The organism is Escherichia sp. KTE96, from assembly GCF_000408525.1.
Classification (GTDB): domain Bacteria; phylum Pseudomonadota; class Gammaproteobacteria; order Enterobacterales; family Enterobacteriaceae; genus Escherichia; species Escherichia marmotae.
Genome location: NZ_KE137149.1, coordinates 2,309,768 through 2,327,049, shown reverse-complemented (window position 1 = coordinate 2,327,049; position 17,282 = coordinate 2,309,768). Strand labels below are relative to the sequence as shown.

Here is a 17,282-nt window from a genome sequence, read left to right as displayed (position 1 = left end):
TCTTACTTAAAACAAGGAAGCAGTGAACGTGGCAAAGAATTACTATGACATCACCCTCGCCCTGGCCGGTATTTGTCAGGCGGCACGCCTGGTACAACAGCTTGCTCACCAGGGGCATTGTGATGCCGATGCGTTACACGTCTCACTCAACAGTATTATCGATGTGAACCCCAGCTCCACGCTGGCGGTTTTTGGCGGCAGCGAAGCCAACCTGCGCGTCGGGCTGGAAACCCTGCTCGGCGTGCTCAATGCCAGCAGTCGCCAGGGTTTAAACGCTGAGTTAACCCGCTACACCCTTAGCCTGATGGTGCTTGAGCGCAAACTCTCGTCTGCCAAAGGTGCGCTCGACACTCTGGGTAACCGGATTAACGGCCTGCAACGCCAGCTCGAACATTTCGATTTACAGTCGGAAACGCTGATGAGCGCAATGGCTGCTATTTATGTTGATGTTATCAGCCCACTTGGCCCACGTATTCAGGTCACCGGTTCCCCTGCCGTACTGCAAAGCCCACAGGTGCAGGCGAAAGTTCGCGCTACCCTGCTGGCAGGCATTCGCGCCGCCGTGCTCTGGCACCAGGTTGGCGGCGGACGTCTACAACTGATGTTTTCTCGTAATCGCCTGACCACTCAGGCAAAACAAATTCTTGCTCATTTAACCCCGGAGTTGTGATCTATGGAATTATCCTCACTGACCGCCGTTTCCCCTGTCGACGGACGCTACGGCGATAAAGTCAGCGCGCTGCGCGGGATTTTCAGCGAATATGGTTTGCTGAAATTCCGTGTACAAGTTGAAGTACGTTGGCTGCAAAAACTGGCCGCGCACGCAGCGATCAAGGAAGTTCCTGCTTTTGCTGCCGACGCAATCGGTTACCTTGATGCAATCGTCGCTAATTTCAGTGAAGAAGATGCGGCGCGAATCAAAACCATTGAGCGTACCACTAACCACGACGTTAAAGCGGTTGAGTATTTCCTGAAAGAAAAAGTGGCTGAGATCCCAGAACTGCACGCAGTTTCTGAATTTATTCACTTTGCCTGCACCTCAGAAGACATCAACAACCTCTCCCACGCATTGATGCTGAAAACCGCGCGTGATGAAGTGATCCTGCCGTACTGGCGTCAACTGATTGACGGCATTAAAGATCTGGCTGTTCAGTATCGCGATATTCCGCTGCTATCCCGTACCCACGGTCAGCCAGCGACACCGTCAACCATCGGTAAAGAGATGGCTAACGTCGCTTATCGTATGGAGCGCCAGTTCCGCCAGCTTAATCAGGTGGAAATCCTCGGCAAAATCAACGGCGCGGTCGGTAACTATAATGCCCACATCGCCGCGTATCCGGAAGTTGACTGGCATCAGTTCAGTGAAGAGTTTGTCACCTCACTGGGTATTCAGTGGAACCCGTACACCACCCAGATTGAACCACACGACTACATTGCCGAACTGTTTGATTGCATCGCGCGCTTTAACACCATTCTGATCGACTTTGACCGTGACGTCTGGGGTTATATCGCCCTTAACCATTTCAAACAGAAAACCATCGCCGGTGAGATTGGTTCTTCCACCATGCCGCACAAGGTTAACCCAATCGACTTCGAAAACTCCGAAGGTAACCTGGGGCTTTCCAACGCGGTGTTGCAGCACCTGGCCAGCAAACTGCCGGTTTCCCGTTGGCAGCGTGACCTGACCGACTCTACTGTGCTACGTAACCTCGGAGTGGGCATCGGTTATGCGCTAATTGCTTACCAGTCCACCCTGAAAGGCGTGAGCAAACTGGAAGTGAACCGTGACCATCTGCTGGATGAACTGGATCACAACTGGGAAGTGCTGGCTGAGCCGATCCAGACAGTTATGCGTCGCTACGGCATCGAAAAACCGTACGAGAAGCTGAAAGAACTGACTCGCGGTAAACGCGTTGACGCCGAAGGCATGAAGCAATTTATCGACGGTCTGGCGCTGCCGGAAGAAGAGAAAGCGCGCCTGAAAGCGATGACCCCTGCTAACTACATTGGTCGCGCCATCACAATGGTGGATGAGCTGAAATAACACCCATATCAATGCCGGATGGCGATGCTGTCCGGCCTGCTTCTTAAGCTGATCTTTTCCCGTATTATCTCCCCTACCCGCTGGTTTAATTAATGTTTACTCCCATAAACACATAATCGCGTTACACTATTTTAATAATTAAGACAGGGAGAAATAAAAATGCGCGTACTGGTTGTCGAAGACAATGCGTTGTTACGTCACCATCTTAAAGTTCAGATTCAGGACGCTGGTCATCAGGTCGATGACGCAGAAGATGCCAAAGAAGCAGATTATTATCTCAATGAACATTTGCCAGATATTGCAATTGTCGATCTCGGTTTGCCTGACGAAGACGGTCTGTCACTGATCCGCCGCTGGCGCAGCAATGATGTTTCACTACCGATTCTGGTATTAACCGCCCGTGAAAGCTGGCAGGACAAAGTCGAAGTATTAAGCGCCGGCGCTGACGATTACGTGACTAAACCGTTTCATATTGAAGAGGTGATGGCGCGGATGCAGGCATTAATGCGTCGTAATAGTGGTCTGGCTTCACAGGTTATTTCGCTGCCACCGTTTCAGGTTGATCTTTCCCGCCGTGAACTGTCGATTAATGACGAAGTGATCAAACTGACCGCGTTTGAATACACCATTATGGAAACGTTGATTCGTAATAATGGCAAAGTGGTCAGCAAAGATTCGTTGATGTTACAACTCTACCCGGACGCCGAATTGCGGGAAAGCCATACCATTGATGTACTCATGGGGCGTCTGCGCAAAAAAATTCAGGCGCAATATCCGCAAGAAGTGATTACCACCGTTCGCGGCCAGGGTTATTTGTTCGAATTGCGCTGATGAAAAAATTACTGCGTCTTTTTTTCCCGCTTTCGCTGCGGGTACGTTTTCTGTTAGCGACGGCGGCGGTAGTACTGGTGCTTTCGCTGGCCTACGGAATGGTCGCGCTGATCGGTTATAGCGTCAGTTTCGATAAAACCACGTTTCGCCTGTTACGCGGCGAGAGCAATTTGTTCTATACCCTCGCAAAGTGGGAAAACAATAAGTTGCATGTCGAGTTACCAGAAAATATCGACAAGCAAAGCCCCACCATGACGCTAATTTATGATGAGAACGGGCAACTTTTATGGGCGCAGCGTGACGTTCCCTGGCTGATGAAAATGATCCAGCCTGACTGGCTGAAATCAAATGGCTTCCATGAAATCGAAGCGGATGTTAACGACACCAGCATCTTGCTGAGTGAAGATCATTCGATACAGCAACAGTTACAGGAAGTACGAGAAGATGACGACGACGCAGAGATGACCCACTCGGTGGCGGTGAACATCTACCCGGCAACGTCGCGGATGCCGAAGTTAACCATTGTGGTGGTGGATACTATTCCGGTGGAGCTTAAAAGTTCCTATATGGTGTGGAGCTGGTTTGTCTACGTGCTCTCAGCCAACCTGCTGTTAGTGATCCCTCTGTTATGGGTCGCCGCCTGGTGGAGTTTACGCCCCATCGAAGCCCTGGCAAAAGAAGTCCGCGAACTGGAAGAACATAACCGCGAATTGCTCAACCCAGCCACGACACGAGAACTGACCAGTCTGGTGCGTAACCTGAACCGGCTATTAAAGAGTGAGCGTGAACGTTACGACAAATACCGCACAACGCTCACCGACCTGACGCACAGCCTGAAAACACCACTGGCGGTACTGCAAAGTACGCTGCGTTCTTTGCGTAGTGAAAAGATGAGCGTCAGTGATGCTGAGCCGGTAATGCTGGAACAAATCAGCCGTATTTCACAACAAATCGGCTACTACCTGCATCGCGCCAGTATGCGCGGTGGAACGCTGCTTAGCCGCGAACTGCATCCCGTTGCCCCGTTACTGGACAATCTCACCTCGGCGCTGAACAAAGTGTATCAGCGTAAAGGGGTCAATATTTCTCTCGATATTTCGCCAGAAATCAGTTTTGTTGGCGAGCAGAATGACTTTGTCGAAGTGATGGGCAACGTACTGGATAACGCCTGTAAATACTGTCTTGAGTTCGTGGAAATTTCAGCGAGGCAAACCGAAGATCATCTCTATATTGTGGTCGAGGATGACGGCCCGGGAATTCCATTAAGCAAGCGTGAAGTCATTTTCGACCGCGGCCAACGTATAGATACTTTGCGTCCCGGACAAGGTGTTGGTCTGGCTGTCGCCCGTGAAATTACCGAGCAATACGACGGAAAAATCATCGCCGGAGAGAGTATGCTCGGCGGCGCACGAATGGAGGTCATTTTTGGTCGCCAGCATTCTGCACCAAAGGGTGAATAAATATGCCCTTTCTTCACGCATTACGTTAAGCATCCGTTATAATCGGTTGCAGATACCCGCCTATGGACGCTTAATATGGAATACCAACTTACCCTTAACTGGCCCGATTTTCTTAAACGCCACTGGCAGAAACGTCCGGTGGTGTTAAAACGCGGCTTTAATAATTTTATTGACCCGATCTCTCCAGACGAGCTGGCAGGTCTGGCAATGGAAACGGAAGTCGACAGTCGGCTGGTCAGTCATCAGGATGGCAAATGGCAGGTCAGCCACGGTCCATTCGAAAGCTACGATCATCTCGGTGAGACCAACTGGTCATTGCTGGTGCAGGCAGTGAATCACTGGCATGAGCCAACCGCCGCGCTGATGCGTCCGTTCCGTGAATTACCAGACTGGCGCATTGACGACCTGATGATCTCATTTTCCGTACCTGGCGGCGGCGTCGGTCCACATCTCGATCAGTACGACGTTTTTATTATTCAGGGCACCGGTCGTCGTCGTTGGCGGGTGGGTGAAAAGCTGCAGATGAAGCAACACTGCCCGCATCCGGATCTGCTACAGGTCGAGCCGTTTGAAGCAATTATCGACGAAGAACTGGAGCCAGGCGATATTCTTTATATTCCGCCAGGATTCCCGCACGAAGGCTACGCGCTGGAAAATGCGATGAACTATTCTGTCGGTTTTCGTGCACCGAATACGCGGGAGCTGATCAGCGGTTTTGCCGATTATGTTCTGCAACGTGAGCTGGGCGGTAATTATTACAGTGATCCGGATATCCCTCCTCGCGCCCATCCGGCGGACGTTCTGCCGCAGGAGATGGATAAACTGCGTGAGATGATGCTTGAATTGATCAACCAGCCAGAACACTTTAAACAGTGGTTTGGCGAGTTTATCTCCCAGTCACGGCATGAACTGGATATCGCTCCGCCAGAACCGCCTTATCAACCGGATGAAATATACGACGCGCTGAAACAAGGTGATGTACTGGTACGTCTGGGTGGTCTACGCGTGTTGCGTATTGGTGATGAAGTATATGCTAATGGTGAAAAGATCGATTCTCCACACCGTCCGGCGCTGGAGGCACTCGCCAGCAATATTGCTCTGACCGCCGAGAATTTTGGCGATGCGCTGGAAGATCCCTCGTTCCTCGCGATGCTCGCGGCGCTGGTCAATAGCGGGTATTGGTTCTTCGAAGGATAAGTTTGAATCTAAGCCGGATGCGGCATCACATGCCGCATCCCTTTTCGCTTACTTCCGTTGCGCCGTTAACTCGGCAATACGCACGATCACCTGCACCGCTTTTTCCATTCCTTCCAGGGTCACAAACTCATGTTTACCATGATAGTTATAACCGCCGGTAAACAGGTTCGGGCACGGCAATCCCATAAATGACAACTGTGCACCGTCGGTGCCGCCACGGATCGGTTTCAGATCCGGTTCAATATCGCAATCGCGCATCGCCTGCTGGGCGATATCAAGAATATGTGGATGCTCAACGATTTTCTCGCGCATATTGTAGTAGCTGTCTTCAATCACCAGTTCAATGTAGCAGTCAGGGTGTAGCCCTTTGCCCACTTTCTTGGCAATTTCCATCATCTTACGTTTACGCGCTTCAAACTGTTTACGGTCGAAATCACGAATGATGTAGTGCATATCGGCACGCTCAACGGTGCCTTTCATGCTCGTCAGGTGATAAAAACCTTCATAACCTTCGGTAGTTTCCGGGGTTTCATCCGCCGGAACTTCCGCATGAATGCGTGCTGCCAGTGACAGCGCATTAACCATCACGCCTTTTGCCGAGCCAGGGTGAACGTTGTTGCCGACTATTTTGATATTCACCGATGCGGCATTAAAGTTTTCAAACTCCAGTTCACCTACGCCACCGCCATCAACGGTATAAGCCCAACGAGCATCAAAGGCTTCAACATCAAAGTGTTTTGCCCCTTTGCCCACCTCTTCATCTGGCGTAAAGGCGATGCGAATATCGCCGTGTGGAATGTTTTTCTGCTGCAATACTGCCAGCGCGGTCATGATTTCTGCGATACCCGCTTTATCATCTGCACCTAACAAGGTTTTACCATCGGTGGTGATCAACGTCTGCCCCAATAGTTGATGCAGAACCGGGAACATCACCGGTGATAAGACTTCATCACCGATACCCAGCGCGATGTCACCACCGCGATAGTTTTCAACAATTTGCGGATTTACATTTTTACCGCTGCAATCCGGAGAGGTATCCACATGAGAAATAAAGCCAATCGCCGGAATATCGCCTGGAACGTTAGCCGGTAACGTCGCCATCAATGTGCCCTTCTCACTTAAGGTCACATTGATAAGCCCCATCTCTTCAAGCTGATCTTTCAACAGATGCAATAACTTCCACTGGCCTTCCGTGCTGGGAACCTGTCTCACCCCCGCTTTTGATTGGGTATCCAGAGACACGTAGTTCAAAAAACGCTCAAGTAGTTTATCCATGTAGTCACCCTCACTTTTCGTGACAACATTATTAAGAAGCAAGAAAAGACAAATATTGCGTCAGGTCACTTTTACCCCTGCAAGCGGGAATATTTATCAACATTACCTTAATCAATATAAAGCTAAGCCAGTAATTCACAACAAGGATTGGCGATTACGATGGTTTGCCGTAGAATTACCGCCCTCATTAAGAGTCACCAAGGTGGTTAACCACAAACCCCGCATCGGTAAGCCATCCGTTGCGTTTACATGGGACAGAGTAAAAAATTGAATAAACAACCGAGTTCGCTTTCACCGCTGGTGCAATTGGCGGGAATTCGCAAATGCTTTGATGGTAAAGAAGTCATTCCCCAGTTGGATCTGACTATCAACAATGGCGAGTTCCTTACGCTGCTTGGCCCTTCTGGCTGCGGTAAAACAACCGTTCTTCGCCTGATTGCAGGTCTGGAAACTGTTGATTCTGGACGCATCATGCTGGATAACGAGGACATCACCCACGTTCCGGCGGAAAACCGCTATGTGAACACCGTTTTCCAAAGCTACGCGCTATTCCCCCACATGACCGTGTTCGAAAATGTGGCCTTTGGCTTGCGTATGCAAAAAACTCCCGCTGCTGAAATTACGCCTCGCGTGATGGAGGCTCTGCGGATGGTGCAACTGGAGACCTTCGCTCAACGCAAACCTCATCAACTCTCTGGCGGTCAACAGCAACGCGTAGCCATTGCCCGCGCGGTGGTTAACAAGCCTCGCCTGTTGCTGCTGGATGAATCGCTCTCCGCGCTGGATTACAAACTGCGTAAACAGATGCAGAACGAGCTGAAAGCTTTACAGCGTAAGCTTGGCATTACTTTCGTTTTCGTCACCCACGATCAGGAAGAAGCGCTCACCATGTCGGACAGAATTGTGGTGATGCGCGATGGTCGCATTGAACAAGACGGCACGCCGCGTGAAATTTACGAAGAGCCGAAAAACTTGTTTGTTGCCGGATTCATTGGCGAAATCAATATGTTCAACGCCACGGTGATCGAGCGTCTTGACGAACAACGCGTACGAGCCAACGTTGAAGGCCGCGAATGTAATATCTACGTTAACTTCGCTGTTGTACCAGGGCAAAAGTTGCATGTTTTGCTGCGCCCGGAAGACTTACGCGTTGACGAAATCAACGATGACAACCACGTCGAAGGGCTGATTGGCTACGTTCGCGAACGCAACTACAAAGGTATGACGCTGGAATCAGTTGTCGAACTGGAAAATGGCAAGATGGTGATGGTCAGCGAATTCTTTAATGAAGACGATCCTGACTTTGACCACTCTCTCGACCAGAAAATGGCCATTAATTGGGTAGAAAGCTGGGAGGTTGTACTGGCTGATGAAGAACACAAGTAAGTTCCAGAATGTAGTGATTGTCACTATTGTCGGTTGGCTTGTGTTGTTTGTCTTTCTGCCCAACCTGATGATCATTGGCACCAGCTTTTTGACCCGCGACGACGCCAGTTTCGTCAAAATGGTTTTTACGCTGGAGAACTACGCCCGTCTGCTCGATCCGCTCTATTTTGAAGTGCTGCTGCACTCACTGAATATGGCGCTGATCGCGACTATAGCCTGCCTGGTGCTGGGCTACCCGTTTGCCTGGTTTCTGGCTAAACTGCCACACAAGGTGCGTCCGCTGTTACTGTTTCTGTTGATTGTGCCGTTCTGGACCAACTCACTGATTCGTATCTATGGCCTGAAAATTTTCCTCAGCACCAAAGGCTATCTCAACGAGTTCTTGCTGTGGCTGGGCGTTATTGATACCCCAATTCGCATCATGTTCACCCCCAGCGCGGTGATTATCGGTCTGGTATATATCCTGTTGCCGTTTATGGTGATGCCACTTTATTCCAGTATTGAAAAGCTGGATAAACCATTGCTGGAAGCGGCTCGCGATCTCGGTGCCAGCAAGTTGCAGACTTTTATCCGCATCATCATCCCACTGACCATGCCGGGGATTATTGCCGGATGTCTGTTGGTGATGCTGCCAGCAATGGGCCTGTTCTATGTTTCTGACCTGATGGGCGGTGCGAAAAACCTGCTGATCGGTAACGTCATCAAAGTGCAGTTCCTCAACATTCGCGACTGGCCGTTTGGTGCCGCGACCAGTATTACCCTGACTATCGTAATGGGTCTGATGCTGCTGGTTTACTGGCGCGCTTCTCGTTTGCTGAACAAGAAGGTGGAACTCGAATGATCGGTCGACTGCTCCGCGGCGGTTTTATGACCGCTATCTATGCGTACCTGTATATTCCAATCATCATTTTGATTGTGAACTCCTTTAACAGCTCGCGCTTTGGCATCAACTGGCAGGGTTTTACCACCAAATGGTATAGCCTGCTGATGAACAACGATAGTCTGTTACAAGCAGCGCAACATTCACTGACGATGGCGGTGTTTTCAGCGACATTCGCTACGCTTATTGGCTCACTGACGGCTGTTGCGCTGTACCGCTATCGCTTCCGCGGTAAGCCGTTCGTTAGCGGGATGCTGTTTGTGGTAATGATGTCGCCAGATATCGTAATGGCGATTTCCCTGCTGGTGCTGTTTATGCTGCTGGGTATTCAGCTTGGCTTCTGGTCGCTGCTGTTCTCACACATTACCTTCTGCCTGCCATTTGTAGTGGTGACGGTGTATTCGCGTCTGAAAGGCTTTGATGTGCGGATGCTGGAAGCAGCGAAAGATCTCGGTGCCAGCGAGTTCACCATTCTGCGGAAAATCATTCTGCCACTGGCAATGCCAGCGGTGGCGGCGGGTTGGGTGTTAAGCTTTACCCTGTCCATGGACGATGTGGTAGTTTCGTCGTTTGTCACCGGGCCGAGCTATGAAATTCTGCCGTTAAAAATTTATTCGATGGTCAAAGTCGGCGTATCGCCGGAAGTTAACGCGCTGGCAACCATTTTACTGGTGCTGTCGCTGGTGATGGTGATTGCCAGCCAGCTTATTGCTCGTGATAAAACGAAAGGTAACACAGGGGACGTTAAATGAAAAAATGGTCACGCCACCTGCTCGCGGCGGGTGCTCTGGCACTGGGCATGAGCGCCGCTCACGCCGATGACAACAACACGCTGTATTTCTACAACTGGACCGAGTACGTACCGCCAGGACTGCTGGAACAGTTCACTAAAGAAACCGGCATTAAAGTTATCTATTCGACTTATGAGTCGAATGAAACCATGTACGCCAAGCTGAAAACGTACAAAGACGGTGCTTATGACCTGGTGGTTCCTTCAACCTATTACGTCGATAAAATGCGTAAAGAAGGGATGATCCAGAAGATCGACAAGTCGAAGTTAACGAACTTCAGCAACCTCGATCCAGAAATGCTCAACAAGCCATTTGACCCGAATAACGATTACTCCATTCCGTATATCTGGGGCGCGACGGCGATTGGCGTTAACGGTGATGCGGTTGATCCGAAATCCGTGACGAGCTGGGCCGATTTGTGGAAACCTGAATACAAAGGCAGCCTGCTGCTGACCGACGACGCCCGTGAAGTGTTCCAGATGGCACTGCGTAAGCTGGGTTATTCTGGCAACACCACCGATCCGAAAGAGATTGAAGCCGCGTATAACGAGCTGAAAAAGCTGATGCCAAACGTAGCGGCGTTTAACTCCGATAACCCGGCTAACCCGTACATGGAAGGCGAAGTTAACCTCGGCATGATCTGGAACGGTTCTGCTTTCGTTGCCCGTCAGGCAGGCACGCCAATTGACGTGGTCTGGCCGAAAGAAGGCGGCATTTTCTGGATGGACAGCCTGGCTATTCCGGCAAATGCCAAAAACAAAGAAGGCGCGCTGAAACTGATCAACTTCCTGCTACGTCCGGATGTGGCAAAACAGGTTGCGGAAACTATTGGTTATCCAACACCAAACCTCGCCGCACGTAAACTGTTAAGCCCGGAAGTGGCGAACGACAAGACCCTCTACCCGGATGCCGAAACCATCAAAAATGGCGAATGGCAGAGTGACGTTGGCTCAGCCAGCAGCATTTATGAAGAGTATTATCAGAAGCTGAAAGCAGGACGTTAATTCAGCAAGCGGGCGGAGTTATTACCGCCCGCTTTTTTATTAAGCAAGGATGTTGCTTATGAGTCAGGACAATCAAATTTTATCCCGCGTTTTCCCTGGAGTCGGTCTGATACTCCTCCTTATTTCTATTGTTATCTTTTATAACCAGTTCACCTACAGCAAAAATACTGTACATACCGAAGGGATCATTGTTGATACCGTCTGGCACAATTCACGCCAGATCGGTAATGATGGTTCATGGCATCCTGTTGTCGCATTTCGTCCTACGCCAGACTACACGCTCATTTTCAATTCGAGTATCGGTAGTACTTTTTATGAAGACAGCGAAGGCGATAAAGTTAATGTTTATTATCCTCCAGGACATCCTGAAAAGGCTGAAATAAATAACCCGTGGGTTAATTTTTTCAAATGGGGATTTATCGGCATGATGGGCGTTATTTTTATCGCCGTCGGTTTATTAATCAGTATGCCCTCCTCTAAAAAGACGCGCAGGAAAAGGAAATCCCGCCAATGAAAAAGTTATTTATATTGCTTTACTTACTGATTTTTCTGCCACTGGCGGGAATAAGCCAGCCTGTAATACCCGTAATGAAAACATTCTTTACGGATACCACTGGCACCGTTCCCGATGGCGAGGATATCGCGCGTAAAGCGGAGATCTTTCGTCAACAAACCGGGATTGCGCCATTTATCGTGGTTGTTCCTGACATTAATGAAACCAGTCTCAGGAAAAATGGCAAAGCGATGCTGGTGCATGCGTCATCTTCATTGACTGATGTAAAAGGGAGTGTTCTGTTAATCTTTACTACCCGGGAGCCACGGTTAATTGTGATAACCAACGGCCAGGTTGAAAGCAGTATGGACGATAAACATCTGGGACGGCTGATAGAAAATTACACACTGGCTTATTTAAATGCTGATCTCTGGTATCAGGGTATGAATAATGTACTGGATATTTTACAAGCACAGATATTAAAACAACCGACGCCGCCACTGACATATTATCCGCATCCCGAACAAAAGCATGAGAGTGATCCGCCAGGCAGCACCTCGACATTAGGTTTTATCTCCTGGGCTGCAGCGTTTGTCTTATTTTCCAGGATCTTTTACTACACGACACGTTTTATTTATGCGCTAAAATTTGCAGTAGCTATGACTGTTGCCAATATGGGCTATCAGGCTTTATGCCTGTGTATCGATAATAGCTTTACGATTGCCAGAATATCGCCGCTCTGGGCGGTGCTGATTGGTGTCTGTACGTTTTTTGCCGCGCTGTTATGGCCGAGTAAAAGTTAAAAGAGGTCGGTAAAATGCGCGTGTATTATGCCGGATGCGGCGTGAACGCCTTATCCGGCCTACAAAACCCACAAATTCAATTAATTGTGCCCTTTTATAGGCCTGATAAGCGTAGCGCATCAGGCAATGACTTCTGCTTTATAAGCCCTTCAGCAACTTCTCAACAAACTCTGGCACGACCTGACTTGCCGGGCCGTAATATTTCTCGGCAAACTCATTGCCAACCTGGCTCGGTTCAAGGTTCAGTTCAACCGTATGCGCGCCATGCAGCTTCGCTTCGTGGACAAATCCTGCTGCCGGATAAACATGCCCGGACGTGCCAATAGCAATGAAAATATCCGCCATCGATAACGCCATATAGATTTCATCCATACCGAACGGCATTTCACCAAACCACACCACGTGTGGGCGCAGCGGTGCCGGAAACTGGCAGCAATGGCATTTATCTTCTGCCGTGACATCGCCCGTCCAGTCGAGCACCTGCCCGCTTTGCGTACAGCGTACTTTCAGCAATTCCCCATGCATATGAATCACATTGGTATTGCCCGCGCGTTCATGCAGGTTATCGATATTCTGCGTCACCAGCAAAAAGTGATCGCCCAGGGCGTCTTGCAGTTTTGCCAATGCAAGATGCGCAGCGTTAGGTTGAATTTCTGGCTGCTGTAGTTGACGGCGACGGGCGTTATAAAATGCCTGTACCAGTTCAGGATCGCGGTTAAAGCCTTCTGGCGTCGCGACATCTTCTACACGATGTTCTTCCCACAGGCCGTCTGCAGCGCGAAAGGTACGAATACCTGATTCCGCAGAAATGCCTGCCCCTGTCAGTACGAGTACTCTTGGTTTTTCCATTGCTTCCGGCACCACTTTATCTCTGAAAAAAATACGCTGACGCAAACGCTCGTGCAGGCGGCGTTTGTTTTTACGAAAACGACTTAACCGATGACCCCGACGCGACAGCATAGCAACCTCTATTGATTAATCGGTAAGATGTAAGAAGGCAGCTCCACGCATTCCTCCTGCATTCCCGTGACGCGCACGCTCAATGCGTGGGACACGAGCTACAGGTAAGAGATGACGAGGCAACCTGTCCGTTAGTTGCGTTGTGATTGCCGGGAAATTGGATAACCCGCCACCAATGACCAGCAAATCAGGGTCAATGATAGTCAGGATATTTCCCAGACAAACCGCTAATAAATCCAGATAACGCTCAACGTGCGCCCTTGCCTGCTCATCGCCTTGATCGTAAAGCGCAATAATCTCTGGAGCCTGCAACGGTTGATGATAATAATGTTGATACAGCCACGCAAAACCGCGACCAGAAAGATAATTCTCGATACAGCCATGCTGGCCACAACCGCAACGGCGTAACGGGAAATCCAGTCCCATCATGGTTAACGCATCGACCGGCAGACGCATATGCCCAAACTCGCCGGTAATATAGCGTTTTCCCGTCACCGGTTTACCGTTGAATACCAGCCCGCCACCAACGCCAGTACCAAGAATTAACCCCATCACCAACGGATATTGGGTAAATTCCTCATCCCAGGCTTCAGAAAGGACAAAACAGTTGGCATCGTTATTAAGGCGCACATCGCGATCAAGACGTGCGCTCAGGTCGGCACGCAGCGGTTTACCGCTGGCAGCAGGAACATTGACGGCATACAAAGTGCCATCTTCCGTTTCCGGCATTCCAGGAATGCCAATGCCAACAGAACCTTTACAGCCAAAACGCAGGTCAGCTTCGGTCACCAACTCGCACACCGCATCTAAAAATGCGTCATAGCTGTCACGCGGCGTCGACACCCGCTTTTCCCATTGCAGTTGCCGATTGTTATCAAACACGCCAAGCGCAATTTTCGTCCCACCAATATCAAACCCGTAATACATTGCCACTCCTTGTTTTAATGTACTGCCTTACTGGCCGCTAAGGACTCGCGCAGGGTCAATATTACTGGCGCGCCGCGCCGGATACCAACTTGCCAAAAGACTCAGCAACAATGCTGTGACCAGTACGTAGAAGACGTCCAGCCAGTGTAATTCCGATGGCAGAAAGTCAATAAAATAGATGTCACTGGAGAGGAACTGATGACCGATCAGACCTTCAATCCACTCAATAATCGGAGTAAGTTGCAGCGAAACCACCACGCCGATAACCACGCCACACAGGCTGCCAAACAGCCCCGCCAGTAGTCCATACCAGACGAAAATAGCGCGAATTAAACCGTCTTTAGCACCCAGCGTTCTCAATACTGCGATATCGCCGCTCTTGTCTTTCACCGCCATCACCAAGGTGGAGACGATGTTGAAACAGGCTACGCCAATCACCAGTACCATTGCCAGATACATAATGGCGCGGATCATCTGGATATCCCGATACATATAGCCGTAAGTACCGATCCAGCTCTTGATATAGACATAGCTGTTGGTCACTTCACCCGCATCGCGTACCAACTTGTTGGCGTTAAAAACATCCGTCATTTTAAGGGCAATACCTGACACACTGGAACCCATATCAAGATATTGTTGAGCGTCCGTCAGCGGGATCATGGCAAAACTGTGATCAAGTTGACCGCTTAGCTGCAAAATTCCGGTAATTTGCAAGCGCACACGTTTCGGCTGCATCAGCTTATGCTCAGGGTTTGAGTTCGGGATCATGATCGACACCCAATCGCCCTGCTTCACTTTCAACGCATCCGCCACGCCTTTGCCGATAATAATCTGCTGTTCACCGGCTTTAAAATTGTTCCAGGCATCTCCCTGGACAAACGATGGCAGCGCGCTCAGTCGCTGTTCCTGCTGTGGGTCAACACCTTTTACCTGCAGAGCGCGCAAATTTGCACCGCTCTCCACCAGCCCCGTGAAATTGATATATGGCGCAGCGGCGGCAATACCCGGCACTTTCTGCACTTTATCCAGTGCTTCTTGCCAGTTCGTCCACGGCTGATTCACCGCTTCAATTTCACCATGCGGCACCACTGCCAGAATGCGGTTGTTCAGTTCACGTTCGAAGCCGTTCATCGCACTTAAACCGACAATCAATACTGCCACGCCCAGGGCAATGCCAATGGTAGAAATAACGGAGATCAGCGACACCATGCCGCCGCGTCGCCGTCCGCGACTAAAACGCAAGCCAATTAATAACGATAAAGGCATCGCCATTACTCCGCCCCCATCAGGCTCAGTTCCGCCGTCAGACGACCATCACGCATTTCCAGTTGACGGCTCATACGTTTCGCCAGTTGCAGATCGTGAGTAACCACCAGAAAGGCAGTGCCCTGCAAGCGATTCAATTCTCCGAGCAACTGGAAGATGCTGTCAGCGTTACGCGCATCGAGGTTACCAGTAGGTTCATCCGCCAGCACCAGACGCGGGTTATTAACCAGCGCCCGGGCAATCGCCACACGCTGACGCTCACCGCCAGAAAGTTCTGACGGGCGGTGATTCGCCCGGTGCTCCAGCCCCACAGCTTTTAACATTTCCAGCGCCCGACTGTTAATTTCAGCAGGCTTTTTCTTGCCAATCAGCAGCGGCATAGCGACGTTTTCCAGCGCGGTAAAGTCCGGCAGCAGGTGGTGGAACTGATAAATAAAGCCCAACTTCTGGTTGCGCAGTTCCGCTTTCGCCGCCGACGACAGTTTGCTCATCGGCTGACCGCTAAAAATCACATCACCGGAGGTTGGCGTATCCAGCCCGCCCAGTAAATGCAGCAAGGTACTTTTGCCAGAACCGGAGCTACCGACAATGGCCATCATTTCGCCTTCGCCCACGCTGAAACTGACATTGTGCAGCACGTCGGTTTGCACACTGCCTTCCTGATAGCGTTTGCACAGGTTGTCGCATTGCAACAGGATCTTATTCATAACGTAAAGCCTCAGCGGGTTGAGTGGCGGCAGCGCGCCAGGAAGGGTAAAGCGTAGAAAGCAGCGCGATAGCCATCGCCACCAGCGCAATAACAATGACCTGTAAAGGTTCGATAGCGACCGGTAACGCTGCGCCATCAAGCAGGACGCCGATTATCGGCATCAGATTATTTAACTGGCTGGCAAGCAGTGCACCAAGCGCAGCGCCCAGGATCGCACCGATAACGCCAGCGCTGGCTCCTTGTACCATAAAGACCATCATGATTTGTCGTGGAGTTAAGCCTTGTGTCTGTAGGATCGCCACTTCGCCCTGCTTCTCCATTACCATCAGCCCCAGCGATGTAATAATGTTAAACGCTGCAACGGCGACAATCAGACTCAGCAGCAGACCCATCATATTTTTTTCCATGCGCACGGCCTGGAACAACTCGCCTTTACGATCGCGCCAGTCCTGCCACTTGCTGCCTTCTGGCAGTTTTTGCTGGCTTAAAGAGTCGACTTTCAGCGGCTCATCCAGCCACAGACGCCAGCCGGTGATATTACCCGCCGGATAACGCATCAGACGCGAGGCATCCTCAATATTCACCAGCATTTCATAGCCGTCGACTTCACTGTTGGCAGCAAAAGTGCCAATCACATTGAACAGACGCTGACTTGGAATACGCCCCATCGGCGTAAACTGGCTGGCAGACGGCACCATCACACGGATTTGATCGCCGCGATTGACACCTAACTGTGAGGCAAGTTGTTCACCGAGGATGACATTATATTTCCCCGGTTCGAGGTCGGCTTGCTTCACATTGACCAGATACGGGGTTAGCGGATCTTTTTGCGCCGGGTCGATACCCAGCATCACCCCGACCGCCACGCTGCGCGCGCTTTGCAGCACCACATCACCTGTAGTGAGAGGCGCAATACGATTTACGCCGTCAAGTTTGACCGCAGTCTCCGGGAGTTGTTGCGGGTTAAGGGAGCCATGCTCCGAAGAGAGAATTGCCTGTGGCATCAGGCCAAGGATGTTGTTTTGCAGTTCGCGCTCAAAACCGTTCATCACTGACAATACCGTGACCAGCGCCATCACCCCGAGGGTAATGCCGATGGTAGAAAGCCAGGAGACGAAACGACCGAAGCGATCCGCTGCACGCCCACGCATGTAACGCAGGCCAATAAATAGAGCGACAGGTTGGTACATGAAATCCGTCTGGTTGCTGTTAGCAAAGACACGAGTATATAAGCGAAAGCAGGATGGGTAAACGCC

The 17,282-nt window shown here is 50.5% G+C and carries 17 protein-coding genes; 11 read left to right on the top strand and 6 right to left on the bottom strand.

Annotation, left to right across the window (positions count from 1 at the left end; all coding sequences use genetic code 11):
- The first annotated feature begins 28 nt into the window (after positions 1-28).
- The 5 genes from hflD (at position 29) to roxA (ending at position 5,532) form a co-directional block, all read left to right on the top strand.
- Complete coding sequence (gene hflD, locus A1WG_RS03840) at positions 29-670, top strand: high frequency lysogenization protein HflD (protein ID WP_001516208.1); 642 nt, start codon at positions 29-31, stop codon at positions 668-670.
- 3 nt (positions 671-673) lie between these two features.
- Positions 674-2,044, top strand: coding sequence for an adenylosuccinate lyase (purB, locus tag A1WG_RS03845; protein WP_000423722.1), 1,371 nt, complete (start codon positions 674-676; stop codon positions 2,042-2,044).
- A gap of 159 nt (positions 2,045-2,203) precedes the next feature.
- Complete coding sequence (gene phoP / locus A1WG_RS03850; protein ID WP_001265481.1) at positions 2,204-2,875, top strand: two-component system response regulator PhoP; 672 nt, start codon at positions 2,204-2,206, stop codon at positions 2,873-2,875.
- Positions 2,875-4,335 (top strand): two-component system sensor histidine kinase PhoQ, encoded by a 1,461-nt coding sequence (gene phoQ, locus A1WG_RS03855; protein ID WP_001516207.1) that lies wholly within the window; start codon positions 2,875-2,877, stop codon positions 4,333-4,335. The genes phoP and phoQ overlap by 1 nt, the downstream gene beginning before the upstream one ends.
- A 75-nt stretch (positions 4,336-4,410) precedes the next feature.
- Positions 4,411-5,532, top strand: coding sequence for a [50S ribosomal protein L16]-arginine 3-hydroxylase (gene roxA / locus A1WG_RS03860; RefSeq protein ID WP_000456528.1), 1,122 nt, complete (start codon positions 4,411-4,413; stop codon positions 5,530-5,532).
- Between the two features lie 48 nt (positions 5,533-5,580).
- Here the strand turns inward: roxA and pepT are convergent, their stop codons facing one another.
- Positions 5,581-6,807 carry a peptidase T gene (gene pepT / locus A1WG_RS03865; RefSeq protein WP_001516206.1) on the bottom strand — a complete coding sequence of 409 codons (1,227 nt, stop codon included), beginning with the start codon at positions 6,805-6,807 and terminating at the stop codon, positions 5,581-5,583.
- A 249-nt stretch (positions 6,808-7,056) separates the two neighbouring features.
- Here pepT and potA point away from each other — a divergent pair, with 249 nt between their 5' ends.
- From potA to A1WG_RS03895, 6 genes are read left to right on the top strand one after another with little or no spacing between them, the layout of a single operon-like run.
- Positions 7,057-8,193 carry a spermidine/putrescine ABC transporter ATP-binding protein PotA gene (potA, locus tag A1WG_RS03870; protein ID WP_001516205.1) on the top strand — a complete coding sequence of 379 codons (1,137 nt, stop codon included), beginning with the start codon at positions 7,057-7,059 and terminating at the stop codon, positions 8,191-8,193.
- A complete protein-coding gene (potB, locus tag A1WG_RS03875; protein ID WP_000799418.1) occupies positions 8,177-9,034 on the top strand; it encodes a spermidine/putrescine ABC transporter permease PotB in 858 nt (285 codons plus the stop codon). The genes potA and potB overlap by 17 nt, the downstream gene beginning before the upstream one ends.
- Positions 9,031-9,825: a spermidine/putrescine ABC transporter permease PotC gene (gene potC, locus A1WG_RS03880; protein WP_000580316.1), complete on the top strand. Its 795-nt coding sequence runs from the start codon at positions 9,031-9,033 to the stop codon at positions 9,823-9,825. The genes potB and potC overlap by 4 nt, the downstream gene beginning before the upstream one ends.
- Positions 9,822-10,868 carry a spermidine/putrescine ABC transporter substrate-binding protein PotD gene (potD, locus tag A1WG_RS03885; RefSeq protein ID WP_000759322.1) on the top strand — a complete coding sequence of 349 codons (1,047 nt, stop codon included), beginning with the start codon at positions 9,822-9,824 and terminating at the stop codon, positions 10,866-10,868. Before potC ends, potD begins: the two co-directional genes overlap by 4 nt.
- A gap of 58 nt (positions 10,869-10,926) precedes the next feature.
- On the top strand, positions 10,927-11,382 hold the full coding sequence (locus A1WG_RS03890; protein WP_001516204.1) for a DUF3592 domain-containing protein: 456 nt from the start codon (positions 10,927-10,929) through the stop codon (positions 11,380-11,382).
- Complete coding sequence (locus A1WG_RS03895; RefSeq protein ID WP_001516203.1) at positions 11,379-12,164, top strand: TPM domain-containing protein; 786 nt, start codon at positions 11,379-11,381, stop codon at positions 12,162-12,164. The genes A1WG_RS03890 and A1WG_RS03895 overlap by 4 nt, the downstream gene beginning before the upstream one ends.
- A 138-nt stretch (positions 12,165-12,302) precedes the next feature.
- Here the strand turns inward: A1WG_RS03895 and cobB are convergent, their stop codons facing one another.
- From cobB to lolC, 5 genes are read right to left on the bottom strand one after another with little or no spacing between them, the layout of a single operon-like run.
- On the bottom strand, positions 12,303-13,124 hold the full coding sequence (gene cobB, locus A1WG_RS03900; RefSeq protein ID WP_001516202.1) for a Sir2 family NAD+-dependent deacetylase: 822 nt from the start codon (positions 13,122-13,124) through the stop codon (positions 12,303-12,305).
- A 15-nt stretch (positions 13,125-13,139) separates the two neighbouring features.
- A complete protein-coding gene (nagK, locus tag A1WG_RS03905; protein ID WP_001516201.1) occupies positions 13,140-14,051 on the bottom strand; it encodes an N-acetylglucosamine kinase in 912 nt (303 codons plus the stop codon).
- Between the two features lie 27 nt (positions 14,052-14,078).
- Positions 14,079-15,323, bottom strand: a complete 1,245-nt coding sequence (gene lolE / locus A1WG_RS03910; RefSeq protein ID WP_001251382.1) for a lipoprotein-releasing ABC transporter permease subunit LolE — start codon at positions 15,321-15,323, stop codon at positions 14,079-14,081.
- Positions 15,323-16,024, bottom strand: a complete 702-nt coding sequence (gene lolD / locus A1WG_RS03915; RefSeq protein WP_001033706.1) for a lipoprotein-releasing ABC transporter ATP-binding protein LolD — start codon at positions 16,022-16,024, stop codon at positions 15,323-15,325. The genes lolE and lolD overlap by 1 nt, the downstream gene beginning before the upstream one ends.
- On the bottom strand, positions 16,017-17,216 hold the full coding sequence (lolC, locus tag A1WG_RS03920) for a lipoprotein-releasing ABC transporter permease subunit LolC (protein WP_000284703.1): 1,200 nt from the start codon (positions 17,214-17,216) through the stop codon (positions 16,017-16,019). Before lolC ends, lolD begins: the two co-directional genes overlap by 8 nt.
- Positions 17,217-17,282 lie beyond the last annotated feature (66 nt).